We start from the raw sequence: 16,514 nt of genomic DNA, 5'->3' as shown, positions 1-16,514 counted from the left end.
TAAATATAAAATTATTTGAGGGGATTAAAATGAGAAACTTACTTATTATTTCGCTAGCACTTATGGCTATCGGCTGTTCATCTAACAATAACCATTCATCAACAGTAGACCACAATCTTTGCGATATTAATTTGAACAAAATTGATAACTACAGAGCACAGTTTTCAATGACTACGGGTGAGCCAGAGAATACTCAACTTAAAGAATTACATGAAAAAGCAAAAGAATATAAAGCAGCGGGTGATACTAAAAACTGTATAGCAACATCAGAACAAGCACTATCTATCATTGCTCAACATAGCAATAAATAAAAATTGATTATTTTTTAAATTACTTGCTAACACTATAAATATTTACTTAGCTAAAGGAAAGTTTTTAATAAAAGCTTTCCTAATACTAAGACCATTTACTAAATTTATATTTTTTTCTGTAGCCACTCATTAGTCAGAATATACATCAAGAAAAGCCCTTAGTAGTCAAAAGTGCTTTCTTGTAAAAAATTGGAATCTATTTAATTAACAATTACATAAGAGGTAATTATTATGAAAACAATCATTGTTTTTATTCTATCCGCATTGATGTCATCGATTGCTTTTGCGGAGTCAGACCTATGTAGCACCAACTTAAAAAAAATTGAACGCTATAAAGCCACTGAAGCTATTACTATGGGTTCACCCAATAAAGAACGCGTTCATGAACTACGCTTACAAGCAGAAGAATACCAAAAACAAGGTGATATCGAAAACTGTATTGCTACAACCGAACAAGCATTACTTATCTTAAAACAACATACTAGTAAATAAAAATAGGCACTTAAAAAAGTGCCTTGCCCATTGCCAAAATATCAAACGGATACTGTGTAATTATTCTCACTTCATCAAAGTCTCGTAAGGGTGAATTGTTTTCAGTACGGTGCTTGCCATAGCGTACATGAAATGATAACCCCTTTGCTTTACCAGATTGCACCACATATTTAGTTTCAGCATTATATTCCCAATGCTTATATTTATAGCCCATATATGAGGCAGTATTTTTTGCATTATTATGGCTGTAATCAGCATCCCATCCTTTTACATAACGGGTGGTAAAACTTAAGCCTGGAATACCCCAATTGGTAAAATTATAGTCATAACGAACTTGCGCTGATTTTTCATTAGCCGCATCAAAGTCATTGTACATAGATGCATTAACTAACCATTTATAAGAATATTCACCTGGATATGCACCTTCAAAAGGCATTGCCTGATTACCATTAGATTGCTGATAAGCTAAGGTAAATTTATGCACATCATAGGTTAGTGAAGTTTTTAATCCCCATGTTGTGTTATTAATACGGCCAGCCTTATCGTTACCACTCGCCAATGTACGATAAACATTACCCGTAGTCGACCATGCTAGCTTTGGATTAAATGGTTGATTATAAGTAATTTCTGCATAATGCTGACGATAAACATCTTTAAAATCTGACCCATAATAAATCAGACTTAAGCCATCAAATGGTCGATAAGTAACCCCTGCATATTTAACATTTCTAGCACGCACTAATTTGCCTGTTTGAGGATTAACTGCCAATAAATTCCAGAACCCTATATCACCTGTATGATGAGAAGATGTTCTAGCATTTTTAGCGGTAAAATAGCCTACTTCAAAAACAGCTTTATCTAGCTCATTACTAATTAGCTGAAACCCAGTAGAGGTTTGCGGCCAGAGTCGGTTATTAGCCGTACCGAATATGGGATTCTCTGGATACATATCGCCATATTTTAAAACAGTTTTAGAGATTCTCATTTTAACAGCCGCATTCACACGACCATAACCATGTTTAGGATCTGTTCCTTCTTTATAAGGGACTAATCCAATACCACCACCAGCTTGCCCCTTACCACTATCCAGCCTTTGCGACATAAAGCCTTGTACATCTAAACCAAAGCCTACTGTTCCTTGTGTAAAGCCAGAAGAATAATCCAACATAATGCCATGCGCCCATTCCTTTGCATAATTTTGCCTACTACTGGGCTCATTGAGAAAATTTCTGTAGAAATAAAAATTTTTGTATAACCCTTTAAACTGAGAGTCTTCGAGAAAACCATTTGCATCTTGTTGACTTTGCACTGCTTGTGCTGGGCTTATCACTCCTATGCCCAAACCAATACCTATAGTAGCCATAGGCAATAAAGCTTTTATCATTGTTTTACCTTTTTTATTTTTGTTAAATATAATTATTTTAGAAACTTTAGCTTACACAAAATAATTTATTAAGTATAGAGCCTTTTCTATTAGATTAAACGATAAACATAAAAAAACCCACCAAATAGGTGGGTTTTTGAAGATAGCTTAATGAGCTGATATTACATCATGCCCATACCGCCCATTCCACCCATACCGCCCATATCAGGCATTGCAGGAGCAGATTTATCTTCAGGTAATTCAGCTACGATTGCTTCAGTAGTGATTAATAAACCAGCAATTGAAGCTGCTGCTTGTAATGCACTACGTGTTACTTTAGCAGGATCAATAATACCGAATTCAATCATATCACCGTATTCACCAGTAGCCGCATTGTAACCATAGTTACCTTGACCTTGTTTTACTTTATCAAGTACTACAGAGGCTTCATCACCAGAGTTAGCAACGATTTGACGTAATGGAGCTTCCGCTGCACGACGTAAAATGTTTATACCAACAGTTTGTTCTTCATTAGCACCTTTAAGGTCTTTGATAGACTCTAAAGCACGTACTAACGCAACACCACCGCCAGGTACCACACCTTCTTCTACCGCTGCACGAGTAGCACTTAATGCATCTTCAACACGTGCTTTCTTCTCTTTCATTTCAACTTCAGTAGCCGCACCTACTTTAATTACAGCAACACCACCTGCTAATTTAGCAAGACGTTCTTGTAATTTTTCACGGTCATAATCTGAAGTAGTTTCTTCGATTTGCGCACGGATTTGCTTGATACGCGCATCAATATCAGCTTCTGAACCAGCACCATCGATAATAGTAGTGTTTTCTTTGTTAGAAACAGTACGTTTAGCAGTACCTAAATGCTCTAAAGTAGTGCTTTCTAAGCTTAAACCAACCTCTTCGCTGATTACAGTTGCACCCGTTAAGATAGCGATGTCTTGTAGCATAGCTTTACGACGATCACCAAAGCCAGGAGCCTTAACAGCAACCACTTTAACGATACCACGCATATTGTTCACAACTAACGTTGCTAATGCTTCGCCTTCCACATCTTCAGCAATGATAAGTAAAGGACGACCTGATTTAGCCACTGCTTCTAATACTGGTAATAATTCACGGATATTAGAGATTTTCTTATCAACTAATAGGATATATGGACTATCAACTTCAGCAGCCATAGTATCTGGTTTGTTGATGAAGTATGGAGATAGGTAACCACGATCGAACTGCATACCTTCTACTACAGAAAGTTCATTTTCTAAACCAGAACCTTCTTCAACAGTGATAACGCCTTCTTTACCTACTTTTTCCATTGCTTCAGCAATGATGTTACCAATTGAATCATCAGAGTTAGCTGAAATAGTACCTACTTGTGCGATAGATTTAGTATCTTCACAAGGCTTAGATAATTTTTTAAGTTCTTCAACGATAGCAATAGTCGCTTTATCAATACCACGTTTTAAATCCATTGGATTTAAGCCAGCAGCTACTGATTTTAAGCCTTCAGTAACGATTGATTGTGCAAGTACAGTAGCAGTAGTAGTACCGTCACCAGCAGCATCATTCGCTTTAGAAGCTACGTCTTTAACTAATTGTGCACCAATGTTTTCAATTTTATCTTTTAATTCGATTTCTTTAGCAACTGAAACACCGTCTTTAGTGATTAAAGGTGCACCAAAGCTACGCTCTAATACTACGTTACGACCTTTAGGGCCTAAAGTTGCTTTTACTGCGTCCGCTAGGGTGTTAACACCTGTTAGTAATTTTCTACGGGCAGAATCGCCAAATTTAACTTCTTTAGCAGCCATTTATCTTTTCCTCAAATCTTATAAAACCGTTAAATTATTTTTCAATAACAGCAAGAATTTCGTTCTCACCCATGATTAATAGGTCTTCACCATCCACTTTAATGGTGTTGCTACCTGAATATGGGCCAAACACAACTTTATCGCCAACTTTAACAGCAACTGCACGAACTTCACCACTATCTAAAACACGGCCAGTACCTACAGCTACCACTTCACCTTGGTTTGGTTTTTCAGCTGCTGAACCTGGTAATACGATACCACCAGCAGTCTTTGTCTCTTCTTCGCTACGGCGAATGACAACACGGTCATGCAATGGACGAAGTTTCATATCCAAAATTCTCCTGAACAAATTATTACTTATTTAAATTAAAAATACCCTTATTGGTCATTTAACCAATAATGGCGACTAAATAAACAAATACTTAGTAGGTAAAACTAAGTATTAAATAAACTGGTAAATTAAATAAGGGCAAAAAAAAATAATTCAAGGGTCAATTTATTATTTTTTTATTTATCTTTTCTTTCCCACTCACCCTCAATAATATCTGGCTTATGTGATTGATATTGATCTGATGAACCATAAGTCTGTTGTGTACGCACACTGTATTTAGCTAACATTTTTTTAGCGAATTGGATAAATAACCCCCTAGAGGCAGGAATAACTAGCAGGATACCAACTACATTACCCAATAAACCTGGTAAAAATAATAAACCGCCACCCAAACCTAAAAGCATACCATTCATCATTTCGCCATCAGGGGTTTCCCCTTGATTAATCTTCTGACGAATCCCCATTAATGTGGTAATACCTGCCAAACGCAAAATTAACACACCTAAAATAGTAGTGGCTAAAATAATAAAAAGTGTTAAACCAATACCTAAGAATCTACCTGCTACAACTAACAGCACTATCTCAATAATAAAATATATACCAAAAAAACGCATACCAACCTCTATCTAGTGCTATAACTTATCCTTTTTATACCATAACCATACTATGCCATATACTTAATAACACGAATATATAAATATTTAAAATTATCAACCAACACATTACAAAATTTTAAATTAACCCTATTAACATTATATTGGGTTACATAATATATTTGCCCTGTACTAAACCATTATTATTAATATAAGTCCAAAACAATTATCTTAAACTTAAACTCCACATTAAAGGGAGAGTTATATGCTAAGTAAAACAATAACATTAAATAATGGTGTAACAATGCCCATTATTGGTTCAGGCACTTGGCCTTTACTAGGAAATGAGTGTACACAAACTGTTACCACCGCTATCGAGCAAGGTTTTCGGCTTATAGATACAGCCGCCAGATATGGTAATGAACAAGCTGTTGGTAAAGGTATTAAACAATCCAAGGTAGCTAGAGAAGAATTATTTATTACTAGCAAGCTTCGTGGCAGTGCCCATGGTTACCAGAAGACTATTGATGCATTCTACCAAACTCTTAAAGACCTACAATTAGATTATCTTGATTTATACCTTATTCATTGGCCTTTACCTAGTCAAAACCTCTATGTAGAAACTTGGAAAGCTTTTATTACGCTCTACAATAAAGGGTTAATTAAAGCCATTGGCGTATCAAATTTCAAAATAGCACATCTAAGCCGCATTATTGATGAAACAGGTATTATTCCAGCAGTCAATCAAATTCAGCTAAGCCCTTATTTACCGCAACAAGAAACTCGCTTATGGATGGCTAAATATAATATTGTTTGCCAAGCATGGAGTCCATTAGGTAGAGGCACTGATCTACTCAATACCAGCATTATTACCAACATAGCAGCCAAACATAATAAAATGCCAGCGCAAATTGTATTACGTTGGCATTTACAACTTGGCAATAGTATTATTCCTAAGTCGTCCCACCCAAAACGTATGCAACAAAATCTAAATATTTTTGATTTCGAACTAGATAAAGAAGATATGGTTTTAATATCTACATTAGATAAACATATAAAACCGAAACAAGACCCTGATACCTATACAGAAGAATAGGATTTCTTCTTTAACTTAGCCATCTAACTAATTAGATGGCTAACTCTTAAGCAGATACTGTTTGTCTAAAATGTTTTGGTCTCATACCGAATATTCCCAAGGCAGCAAAAAACACCACAATCCCTGCAATCACCAGAATACTCATTTCAAATACACGTTTTTTCCAGCCCCAAGCAAACCATTCAACGGATGGCGCATTAAGCCAATAAATAAGTGTTGCCATAACAGCACAAGCAGCGATCAAGCGTAGAATAAATAATCGCCAACCAGCGCTTGGCACATAGACGCCAGCTTTACGAAGCCCCCATAACAATAACCATGTATTTAGTACAGAAGATAAAGAAGTAGCCAACGCTAAGCCAACATGTTGCAATGGCCAAATAAGGATTAAATTAAAACCCATATTAGCAACCATACAAACAATGGCTATTTTAACAGGTGTTTTTAAATCTTGACGGGCAAAGTAACCTGGTGCCAATACCTTAATTAGCATAAAGGTTAAAACCCCTAATGAATAAGCTTGTAGCGCCATCGCTGATTGTTCAACCGCATAATCTGTCATCTTGCCATAATTATAAAGTGTGGCAATTAATGGTTCTGCTAATAAGCCTAACGCTAATGCAGCAGGAACGCCTACTAATAAAACCATTCTAATCGCCCAATCTAAGGTCGCAGAAAACGCCTTGGGATCTTCGCCAGCATGTTGTCTTGACAGGCTAGGTAAAATAACAGTACCTATAGCGATACCAAAAGCGCCTAATGGCAGCTCAGATAAACGATCAGCATAATAAAGCCATGACACACTACCTTCTCTTAAGAAAGAGGCCAAAATGGTATCTAATAATAGATTGATCTGACTAACAGAAACACTTAATAATGCAGGTAACATCAATAATAGAATGCGTTTTACCCCTTCATCTTTATGCAAGCGAGGGCGAGGTAATAATTTTATTTTTATTAGAAAAGGAAGTTGAAATAAAAACTGTGCAACACCCGCTATAAACACACCCCATGCCAGAGCCATGACAGGCTCTTTAAAATAAGGCGACATTAAGATAGTGGCCGCAATCATACTAATATTTAATAATACGGGGGTTACAGCAGGTACTGCAAACTTACCATAACTATTTAAAATACCACTACAAAATGCAGTTAATGAAATTAACATTAAATAGGGAAATGTTATTCGTAATAACTCTCCAGCCAGCTCCATTTTATAAGGATCATTGTAGAAGCCTGGAGCAAACACCATCATAATATAAGGCGCAAAAATCACACCAAATATTGTGATACCAGAGAGGACTAATCCCAATGTCCCCATCGTGCGATCAACCAGTATTTTAACTTCCTCTAAACTACGCTTGGTACGATACTCAGAAAGAACAGGGACAAAGGCTTGTGCAAAAGCCCCTTCAGCAAACAATCGACGTAAAAAATTAGGAATGCGAAAAGCTACAAAGAAAGCGTCTGCGGCAGAGTCTGAACCAAAATAACGAGCAACTATAATATCTCGCACCATACCTAATACACGAGATAATAAAGTCATCAAACTAACAATAATACTAGATCGCAATAACCCACTGCTGTTTGCTTTTTTTGGCACTTGCTCTGTTGTCATAATGGAAAATTGTTCCTAGTAATACCCTATATAATAGGTTTATCATCAATTTACTTTTTATAGCTAAAACCAATTAGAGGCATAAAGTTTAAGAAGGTTCTTTACCCACAGCAAACTTTATTTAATTGTTAATATGGCGTATATTAACCTATGCTTTAAGTATTTATAATAGTCAGGACAAAATGCTTGACATTACCCTCTAAAAAGGGCAATATTGCCGCCCTTAATTTTATTAATCAAGTTTTTTCGAGGAGTTGAAAGGTGGCAAATACCCCTTCCGCAAAAAAACGCGCAAGACAAGCTGAAAAGCAACGCGCTCACAATGCCAGCTTGCGCTCTATGGTTCGTACTTATATCAAGAACGTAGTTAAAGCTTTAGAAACTAAAGATTTAGAAAAATCTAAAGCCGCTTATGAGAAAGCAGTTCCTGTTATTGATCGTATTGCAGACAAAGGCATTATCAGCAAGAATAAAGCTGCACGTCATAAGAGCCGTTTAAACGCGCACTTAAAAGCATTAAGCGCTGCTTAATCTTTAAAAAGATTTAAAATAAAACCGACTCTATTGTCGGTTTTGTTGTTTATTAAAATAATATATTTAAAAAGTGTTGTCCTTTTTATTATCCATCCTCTTATATTAACTGTACAAACAATATATTTCTCTATTGCTCCAAGAGAGTTTGTCCAATCGCTATTGGATAAAAAAGCCAACATACACTACGTACTATTGGCTTTTTATACACTATAGAAAATAATAAACTATATATAGTTAATCGGTTGCTTTATGCTTAATTAACTCATCAGCTGCTGCATGGGGAACTGAGTTGTCCACATGGATAGGTTCATATTTTTCACTAAAAATCACCTCTCCAAACTTCCAACCAGCCTTTTTCCTTACCGCATGCCAAAAGCGTTTATGCCCCTCGATTTGAAATTGTAATATATTTAGCTCATTATCTTTGTCCACCATAGGATCATCTACCCCTGTAGGATGAGGCGGCTCTTTATAAAGCGCTGTACCAAAGATAATATCCCAGATAGGTAACAACTGGCCAAAGTTACAATTATGTAAGGATGGACGATCAGGATTAAAGCGCATATGATGTAAACGGTGAAATTTTGGATCAATAAAAACTTTATTTAAAATAGGCCCAAACCCAAAACGCACATTCGCATGGGAAAGATTTTGAACTAGCTCACTAAACAACATAAACCATGCAAATTCATCGGCTCTAACCCCAAAAAACACACCTACACTAGCTAAAATAAACGATTGTAAAATACCATCTAAATAGATCGTTCTATCATTAGACCAACAACTTAGTTGCTTCTGACTGTGGTGCGCACTATGCATAGCCCACCACCAAGGCAAAAAGTGCGCTACCCTATGCATCCAATAATAAACAAAATCATAAGCTAGATAATATGCTAAGAAAAATATAATTACGTTATTCTCAAACCAAGGAAACTGCGATCTTAGACTCCAACCTTCTACATCTCCAGCAGTAGTAACACCACCTGTTAATAGATTTACTAATGGGGTTAATATTAGAAACATAAAGAGAGGGAATAATCCCACAATCATAATCCATGTTAAGTGGAAATCCTTGTTTGCATAGCGTCTATGTTCCCATTTTTCTGCTGGAAACCAATTTTCTAGTGGTCTAAATAAAATTGCTATTAAACAAAGCTGTAAAGCCCCTGTCATAAATGCAGAAGCAATTTCTTGCGGTGTATCTGTTAGTCCATTCAAATGTAAAAAAGTCAGCACAGGTTCTACTACCTGAATACCTAACCACGCTGACCAATCACTCCAAAATGAAAAAGACATAAAAAGTCCCTCTAATTAAAATAGCTAATCAAGCAAATGACAGATGATGATTACCATACCATCTTATAACTAACTATTAGCTTCCTAATAAACTTGATTTAAATTTAAAATATTTATCAATAGTTAATTCAATTTTTTAATATATTCTTTATCTATTTATAGCCCTGAAAATATAACATTTGTGACTGTTTTATAGATACTGTTAGCATCATTAAATACATTTTCTTTGATACACGCCTAAAAAATTATTATTTACAGTATCTCTCTTAAACAACCTATCACTCCATAATAGGCAAATTTAATGTTTCTTTTAGTTCTTCCATCACAATATAACTTTTAGACTCTCTAACATGGGGTAATTTTAATAGAATATCTCCCAACAACTTTCGATAAGAGGCCATCTCTGATATTCGCGCCTTGAGTAAATAGTCAAAATCTCCCGATACCAAATGACACTCTTGTACTTGAGGTAATTTAATAACTGCCTTTCTAAACTCCTCAAAAATATCACCTGACTTATAAGAAAGATTAATTTCCACAAAAACTAACAGATTAGACTTTAAATGCTTAGGATTAAGTTGAGCGTAGTAACCTAATATTACCTTTTCTCTCTCCAATCTTCTCACTCTTTCTGTACAGGGTGTAGTAGATAAGCCTACCCTTTCACCGAGCTCCGTAAAAGGGATACGCCCTTCTTGTTGCAGGATCTTTAAAATATGGCGATCAATTTTATCTAAATCGCGACGACTTTCTTTTTGAGTTCTCATCACAATATCCACTATTTGTATTAATAAATACCATAATAAACACTAAATATTTATAATCAAACAGAAAAATAAACTAGATATTTCCTTATATACTAGTTATTAATCTTGTTTATAAAAATAACTATTGATATTAAGAGGTAATTTATGCGGGTACTTATATTGGGTAGTGGTGTTACTGGTACAACACTCGCTTATTATCTTGCGAAAAAAGGCATGCAAGTTACCGTAGTAGATCGCCAATCTGGCCCTGCTTTAGAAACGAGCTATGGTAATGCGGGGCAAATCTCTCCAGGCTATGCCTCACCATGGGCTGCCCCTGGAATACCTTTTAAAGCATTAAAATGGCTACCACAACGGCATGCACCACTAGCTATTCATGCCACAACAGATTCGCTACAGTACCGCTGGATGATACAGATGCTGCGTAACTGTACAGCCAGTCGCTATGCCGTCAATAAAGAACGAATGGTACGCCTCTCCAAATATAGCCGTGATTGCCTAGATCAATTACGCAATGAGACAGGCTTAACCTACGAAGAAAGAACCCTAGGTACTACCCAATTATTCCGTACCCAACAACAACTGGATGCTTCGGCTAAAGACATCAAAGTACTTAAAGAGTCTGGTGTACCTTATGAAGTCCTAGACCGAGCAGGTATTGTGCAAGTAGAACCTGCTCTTGCTCCTGTGGTTGACAAACTTATGGGGGCTTTACGATTACCCCATGATGAAACAGGCGATTGTTATTTATTTACTACACGTATTGCTAACATGGCAAAAGACTTAGCCGTGGAATTCAAATTCAATAGTGTTATCAATCGATTACATATAAGCAATAATAGTATAAATGGCGTTTGGGTTAATGATGAACTTATCCAAGCAGATCGTTATGTCTTATGCTTGGGTAGCTATACACCAAAATTTCTAGCCACAATTGGTATTTACGTGCCCATTTATCCATTAAAAGGATATTCACTCACTATACCTATTACCAATGCTGAAATGTCACCTGTTTCTACTATTTTAGATGAATCCTACAAAGTAGCTATTACGCGCTTTGATAATCGAATTCGTGTGGGCGGCATGGCTGAAATATCTGGTTTTGATTTATCATTAAATCCTAAACGCAGAGAAACCTTAGAAATGGTGACACAAGACCTTTATCCGCAAGGTGGAGATATCTCCAAAGCTGAGTTCTGGACGGGTCTAAGACCAGCCACACCAGATGGAACACCTATTATTGGTGAAACGCTTATCAAAAATCTTTATCTAAATACAGGGCATGGAACCTTGGGTTGGACAATGGCGGCTGGTTCTGGTCGCTATTTAAGTGATATATTAGCAGGCCAAAAGCCTGAAATTAGCACCGAAGGCTTTGATATTTCACGCTATAAAAAATAATTAGGAGTTACTATGTCAATTAAACGTCTACATGCTAATAAACGCATGAGCCAAGTAGTTATCCATAATGGTCTAGCTTATCTTTCAGGCCAAGTTTGTGAAGATGTACAAGGTGATATTGAAAAGCAAACTAAACAAACCTTAGCAACTATTGAAAAATTATTAGGCGAAGCAGGTACTGATAAAACACGTATTCTTTCAGCTACTATTTATCTAAAAGATATTGAAAAAGACTTTGAAAACATGAATCGTGTCTGGGACACATGGCTACCTGAAGGTGTTACACCAGCAAGAGCCACCATTGAAGCAAAAATGTGTGAGCCTGAACTATTAATTGAAATCAGTATAGTTGCCACATTACCTTAAACTAGTTAGCTATCACTTTTTGATAGCTAATCATCTTTTTGATCCTCTTGTTAAATATGATTGAGAATTAATCATGCGCCCTGCTCAAGCTATTATTGATCTTAAAGCCCTCTGCTATAATTACCAGTTAGCTCGTTCTATTTCTGGCTCTAAAGCTATTGCCGTTATTAAAGCAGATGCTTATGGTCATGGCGCGGTGCAATGTGCAAAAGCATTAGAAAAAGAAGCTAATGCTTTTGCTGTAGCTTGTATAGAGGAAGCTTTAGAGCTAAGAGAAGCAGGGATTTTAAACCCTATTCTATTATTAGAGGGTTTTTTTGAAGAAAGTGAATTACCCTTAATCAATAAATTTGATTTATGGACAGTTATTCATTCCCATTCGCAAATTGCTGCCATTGAAAAAGCCTACCTAAATAAACCATTAAATGTATTTCTTAAAATGGATTCAGGTATGCATCGGGTAGGTTTCTTTCCTGAACACTATCAAGCTGCTTACCAAAGACTCTTAGCAACAAATAAAGTAGCTAAGATTACTTTAATGACTCACTTTGCTCGTTCTGATGAATTAGATACTGATTATACCAAACATCAACTCAGCATATTTCAACAAATCGCTAGCACCTTAAAGGCAGAAACCTGCCTAAGTAATTCACCTACCTTATTAGCTTTTCCTGAACTACAAACTGATTGGGTACGCCCCGGTATTATGCTGTATGGTTCTTCCCCTTTTAGCCAACCACAAACAGTTGCAGATCAATTAATACCCGTTATGACCTTACAATCAAAAATTATTGCGACTCGAGAGTTACCTATGGGAGAAGCTGTAGGTTATGGTGGTCGTTTTATTACTAATAAACCTATGCGCATAGGGGTAGTAGCCATGGGTTATGCTGATGGTTATCCCCGCCATGCACCAAACGATACGCCTGTATTAATAGATGGTAACAAAACTAGATTGATTGGACGTATTTCTATGGATATGTTGACCATTGATTTAACAGATCATCCTAATGCAAATGTAGGTAGTCAAGTGGAGTTATGGGGGAAAAATATCTTAGCCAGCGACATAGCAAAACTTGCTGATACAATTTCCTATCAATTGTTTTGCAATGTTAAAAGAGTGCCTAGACTATTTATCTACTAGCCCAAATAGCAACAACTGTGCATAATAAAAAAGGATTTTTTACAGGCAAAGGTCTCGCTAATGATGAAGCAGAAGTGGTACATTTTTTTAGTTTTATGGCTTAGTTTTACACTACCCAGTATTGCAGCGCCCGCTGCCACTAAGGTTAACGAAACCACATCCAATACTGTATCCACCTCTACTATTCAACAAGCGATTGATGACTTACCAGCAAAGAACTTACCTGAAAATGAAGCTGCTGTCGCTAAATCAGCACTAGATCAAGCATTACAATTTGCTAAGAATCGTGATGAATCTGAATCTAAAATTGCTAGCCTAAAAACTCAACTTGCGGAAGCACCTGCTAAATCTGCTGCTTATCGTCAACAACTAGAAGAGCTTACTGCTAACCCTGCTAAAACTATTCAAGATATTGAACCTAAGATGAGCGACGCTGAACTACAGCAACGTCTTAGTGATAACAATACACAAATTACCAATCGGCAAGTGGAATTAACCAATGCCAATAATACTATCCAACAGTTACAAACACGTCCAGAACAGACCCAAACACAAATCAGTGCCTTACAACCTCGTCTACAAGAAATAGCAGATCAACTAAAAATTACCCAAACAGATGCTGTAAAACTTAGACTACAGGCAGAACAAGCTTCTATTAACGCGCAAATTAATTTATTAAATCAAGAGCTTGCTGGCAGCAGTGTATTACAAGAATACTCTACTAGCTTACGTAACTTACTCACTGAACAAATCAATAGATTGGAACAGGAAAATGTCCAATTACAGAATATTATTAATACACGTAGACAAGCTGCGACAGAAAAAACTGTGCAAGATTTAGCAGAGCATAAAGGCAGTCAAACCGATACACTATTAAGTAGAGAAAGTGAAACCAACCTTAAATTTTCTGAATACCTTTTAAAAAGTAACAACCGCTTAAATGAAATCAGCCAACTTAATCAAACCACTAAACAACAACTAAATAAGACACAACAAATTGAAGAAACATTAAAAGAACAAAGTCTTGCATTAAAAAATAGCATTGCTCTTTCTAGAATTTTATATCAACAAAAGCAAGTTTTACCAACTCCCACTGAGGACAGTAATTTAGCAGATGAAATAGCTAATTTACGTATCTACCAGTTCCAACTTAATGAACAACAAGAACAATTTATTAGCCCAAGTAACTATGTAAATAGATTACTCGCTAATAATATGGATGTTCCTGATGAATTGCGTCAAAAGCTACTTGAACTCGCCAGAACTCGCCAGCAATTATTTAGCCAATTACAATATTCTCTAAATAGCTTAACTACAGAAGCCATTAACCTACAATTAACGAAGCAACAATTACAGAAAAAAGTATCACAAATTTCTGATGAAATAGATGAAAAAATGTTCTGGCTACCTAGCAATTCAGCACTAGGGTGGAATTGGCTAAAACAAGTACCTAGTCGTTTAAAAGAAGAACTTAGCTCTATTTCTTGGCAACAAACACTAACTGATTTAGGCCGTGGCTTGATTGATAGGCCATGGATATTTGCTCCTGTTGTTTTCTTTATTATATTACTACTTTGGAAACGCCATTATTTAACAACCAGAATAGAATCACTTAATAAAGAAGTGGGCAATGTCAGACATGACACACAATACCATACCCCGTTAGTGATCCTATTTAATATTCTGCTTGCTCTGCCAGTAAGTTTAGTCCTTGCGCTTGGCGGTATTGCTCTATTATTAGATGGACAAGGTATGAATGTCGCTTATGGCAAAACGTTGTTAGAGCTAGCATTAGGTTGGCTGTTCTTCTATACAACTTATCGACTACTATCACCCCATAGTGTAGCAATAACCCATTTCAACTGGAATGAAAGACAAGTAGCCACTATGCGCAAACAAATCTTCAAAGTGGGTGCTTTATCACTGATTTTGATGTCTGTTGTAATGATTGCTAGCCAACAATTAGGCAATTTAGCTAATGATGTTTTAGGTATTATTATCGTTATTATTTGCTACCTATTAATGGCTATAATAATTGCCCGTTCCGTTTTCTCTAAACAGGCACGAGTTCATTTTAATACCGTTCGTTGGATCATGGCTATTGCCATTGTTTCACTGCCTATTATCCTTATGATTGCAACCATTGCAGGCTATTACTATACCGCGTTACGATTAACAGATCGACTTATTGATACACTTTACGCGTTAATAATATGGGTAATTTCTGAAGCTGTACTAGTTCGTGGACTCAGTGTAGCTGCTCGTCGTATTGCATTCCAACGGGCATTAGAAAAACGTAAAAATAAAGCCGAGACCAAAGAAGGTGAAGAAGAAATCATTGAAGAACCTGTATTAGGTATTCAAGAAATTAACCAGCAATCATTGCGTCTTATTCGTTTAGGTTTATTTGTTGTGTTTGGTTTTACTTTATACTGGATATGGTCGGATGTATTAGCTGTATTTTCTTATCTAGATACTATTACACTCTATCAATATGTTGGAGTAGATGGCGCAACGCTAGTTCCTTTAACCCTGAAAGCATTCATTGTAGCTATTGTTATAGCAATAGTAACTGTAGTATTAACCCGTAACCTACCTGGTTTATTAGAAGTCACTGTACTCTCTCGTCTTAATCTAGAAAGAGGTATTTCTTATGCAACCACGACCTTATTAACCTATGTCATTATCGCTGTTGGCTTTTCATTAACCCTCGGTTTATTAGGTGTAAGTTGGAATAAATTACAGTGGCTAGTGGCTGCTCTTTCTGTAGGTCTTGGCTTTGGGTTACAAGAAATCTTTAAAAACTTTGTATCTGGCATTATTTTACTTTTTGAACGCCCCGTGCGGATTGGCGACAGAATTACAGTAGGTGGTGTGACTGGCACAGTAAACCGTATTCAAATTCGTGCTACCCGTGTAACAGACGGTGATCGCAAAGAAGTTATTATTCCTAATACCACCTTTGCAACAGGCCAGCTTATCAACTGGACCCTTACTGATACAATCACCCGTATCACTCTCAAAATTGGTGTTGGCTATGACTCAGATATCGATAGAGTGAAAGAATTACTATTAAAAATTGCTCAAAATAATCCCCGAGTTATTCAAGACCCTGGCCCCTCTGTTTCTTTTGTTAACTTTGGTGTAGACACTTTAGACCTTGAATTAACAATGCTTGTTAATGAAATAGCAGATCGTGGTTCCGCTACGGATGAAATTAATAGTCAAATACTCACGCTATTCAAAGCAGAAAACATCAATATTCCTTATCATCAAATTGAAGTCACCCTAAAAAATAGTCAAGGTAAAGAGCTAACATTAACAGAGCCTACTACAAGCGAACAGGCTATAGAAAAAACATAATAACTTGGTA

Annotated in this window: 15 protein-coding genes; 8 read left to right on the top strand and 7 right to left on the bottom strand. The window is 36.3% G+C overall.

Annotated features, from left to right (window positions below; translation table 11 throughout):
- The first annotated feature begins 29 nt into the window (after window positions 1–29).
- Together JHT90_RS01385 and JHT90_RS01380 are read left to right on the top strand one after the other, a co-directional pair.
- Window positions 30–311: a hypothetical protein gene (locus JHT90_RS01385; protein ID WP_201093188.1), complete on the top strand. Its 282-nt coding sequence runs from the start codon at window positions 30–32 to the stop codon at window positions 309–311.
- A gap of 231 nt (window positions 312–542) precedes the next feature.
- Window positions 543–803, top strand: a complete 261-nt coding sequence (locus JHT90_RS01380) for a hypothetical protein (protein WP_201093186.1) — start codon at window positions 543–545, stop codon at window positions 801–803.
- 10 nt (window positions 804–813) lie between these two features.
- On the opposite strand, the gene JHT90_RS01375 is transcribed toward JHT90_RS01380, so the two are convergent.
- The 4 genes from JHT90_RS01375 to JHT90_RS01360 form a co-directional block, all read right to left on the bottom strand.
- Window positions 814–2,187, bottom strand: coding sequence for an OprD family outer membrane porin (locus JHT90_RS01375; protein ID WP_201093184.1), 1,374 nt, complete (start codon window positions 2,185–2,187; stop codon window positions 814–816).
- 161 nt (window positions 2,188–2,348) lie between these two features.
- Window positions 2,349–3,995 carry a chaperonin GroEL gene (gene groL, locus JHT90_RS01370; RefSeq protein WP_201093183.1) on the bottom strand — a complete coding sequence of 549 codons (1,647 nt, stop codon included), beginning with the start codon at window positions 3,993–3,995 and terminating at the stop codon, window positions 2,349–2,351.
- A gap of 34 nt (window positions 3,996–4,029) precedes the next feature.
- On the bottom strand, window positions 4,030–4,323 hold the full coding sequence (locus tag JHT90_RS01365) for a co-chaperone GroES (RefSeq protein ID WP_201093181.1): 294 nt from the start codon (window positions 4,321–4,323) through the stop codon (window positions 4,030–4,032).
- 179 nt (window positions 4,324–4,502) lie between these two features.
- Entirely contained in the window at window positions 4,503–4,940 is a 438-nt protein-coding gene (locus JHT90_RS01360) for an FxsA family protein (RefSeq protein WP_201093179.1), read from the bottom strand.
- Window positions 4,941–5,184: 244 nt separating this feature from the next.
- Between JHT90_RS01360 and JHT90_RS01355 the strand changes: the two genes are divergently transcribed.
- Window positions 5,185–6,015 carry an aldo/keto reductase gene (locus tag JHT90_RS01355; RefSeq protein ID WP_201093178.1) on the top strand — a complete coding sequence of 277 codons (831 nt, stop codon included), beginning with the start codon at window positions 5,185–5,187 and terminating at the stop codon, window positions 6,013–6,015.
- A 46-nt stretch (window positions 6,016–6,061) separates the two neighbouring features.
- Here the strand turns inward: JHT90_RS01355 and murJ are convergent, their stop codons facing one another.
- A complete protein-coding gene (gene murJ / locus JHT90_RS01350) occupies window positions 6,062–7,633 on the bottom strand; it encodes a murein biosynthesis integral membrane protein MurJ (RefSeq protein ID WP_201093176.1) in 1,572 nt (523 codons plus the stop codon).
- Between the two features lie 261 nt (window positions 7,634–7,894).
- Between murJ and rpsT the strand changes: the two genes are divergently transcribed.
- The gene (gene rpsT / locus JHT90_RS01345; RefSeq protein ID WP_201093174.1) at window positions 7,895–8,164 is read left to right on the top strand and encodes a 30S ribosomal protein S20; all 270 of its coding nucleotides are present in this window, start codon (window positions 7,895–7,897) and stop codon (window positions 8,162–8,164) included.
- A gap of 237 nt (window positions 8,165–8,401) precedes the next feature.
- Here the strand turns inward: rpsT and JHT90_RS01340 are convergent, their stop codons facing one another.
- Together JHT90_RS01340 and JHT90_RS01335 are read right to left on the bottom strand one after the other, a co-directional pair.
- The gene (locus JHT90_RS01340) at window positions 8,402–9,463 is read right to left on the bottom strand and encodes a sterol desaturase family protein (protein WP_201093167.1); all 1,062 of its coding nucleotides are present in this window, start codon (window positions 9,461–9,463) and stop codon (window positions 8,402–8,404) included.
- 278 nt (window positions 9,464–9,741) lie between these two features.
- Window positions 9,742–10,230: an Lrp/AsnC ligand binding domain-containing protein gene (locus JHT90_RS01335; protein ID WP_201093165.1), complete on the bottom strand. Its 489-nt coding sequence runs from the start codon at window positions 10,228–10,230 to the stop codon at window positions 9,742–9,744.
- 144 nt (window positions 10,231–10,374) lie between these two features.
- On the opposite strand from JHT90_RS01335, the gene JHT90_RS01330 reads away from it, so the two are divergent.
- The 4 genes from JHT90_RS01330 (at window position 10,375) to mscK (ending at window position 16,504) form a co-directional block, all read left to right on the top strand.
- Window positions 10,375–11,631, top strand: coding sequence for a D-amino acid dehydrogenase (locus JHT90_RS01330; RefSeq protein ID WP_201093157.1), 1,257 nt, complete (start codon window positions 10,375–10,377; stop codon window positions 11,629–11,631).
- 12 nt (window positions 11,632–11,643) lie between these two features.
- Window positions 11,644–11,997, top strand: a complete 354-nt coding sequence (locus tag JHT90_RS01325; protein ID WP_201093155.1) for a RidA family protein — start codon at window positions 11,644–11,646, stop codon at window positions 11,995–11,997.
- A gap of 73 nt (window positions 11,998–12,070) precedes the next feature.
- Window positions 12,071–13,141, top strand: coding sequence for an alanine racemase (gene alr / locus JHT90_RS01320; RefSeq protein WP_201093153.1), 1,071 nt, complete (start codon window positions 12,071–12,073; stop codon window positions 13,139–13,141).
- A gap of 60 nt (window positions 13,142–13,201) precedes the next feature.
- Window positions 13,202–16,504 carry a mechanosensitive channel MscK gene (gene mscK / locus JHT90_RS01315; RefSeq protein WP_201093151.1) on the top strand — a complete coding sequence of 1,101 codons (3,303 nt, stop codon included), beginning with the start codon at window positions 13,202–13,204 and terminating at the stop codon, window positions 16,502–16,504.
- The last annotated feature ends 10 nt before the right edge of the window (window positions 16,505–16,514 follow it).

The sequence above is a fragment of the Entomomonas asaccharolytica genome (genome assembly GCF_016653615.1).
GTDB classification, from domain to species: Bacteria; Pseudomonadota; Gammaproteobacteria; order Pseudomonadales; family Pseudomonadaceae; genus Entomomonas; species Entomomonas asaccharolytica.
Note: the sequence above shows the minus strand (reverse complement) of the source record. Positions and strands in the feature narration are given on the sequence as shown.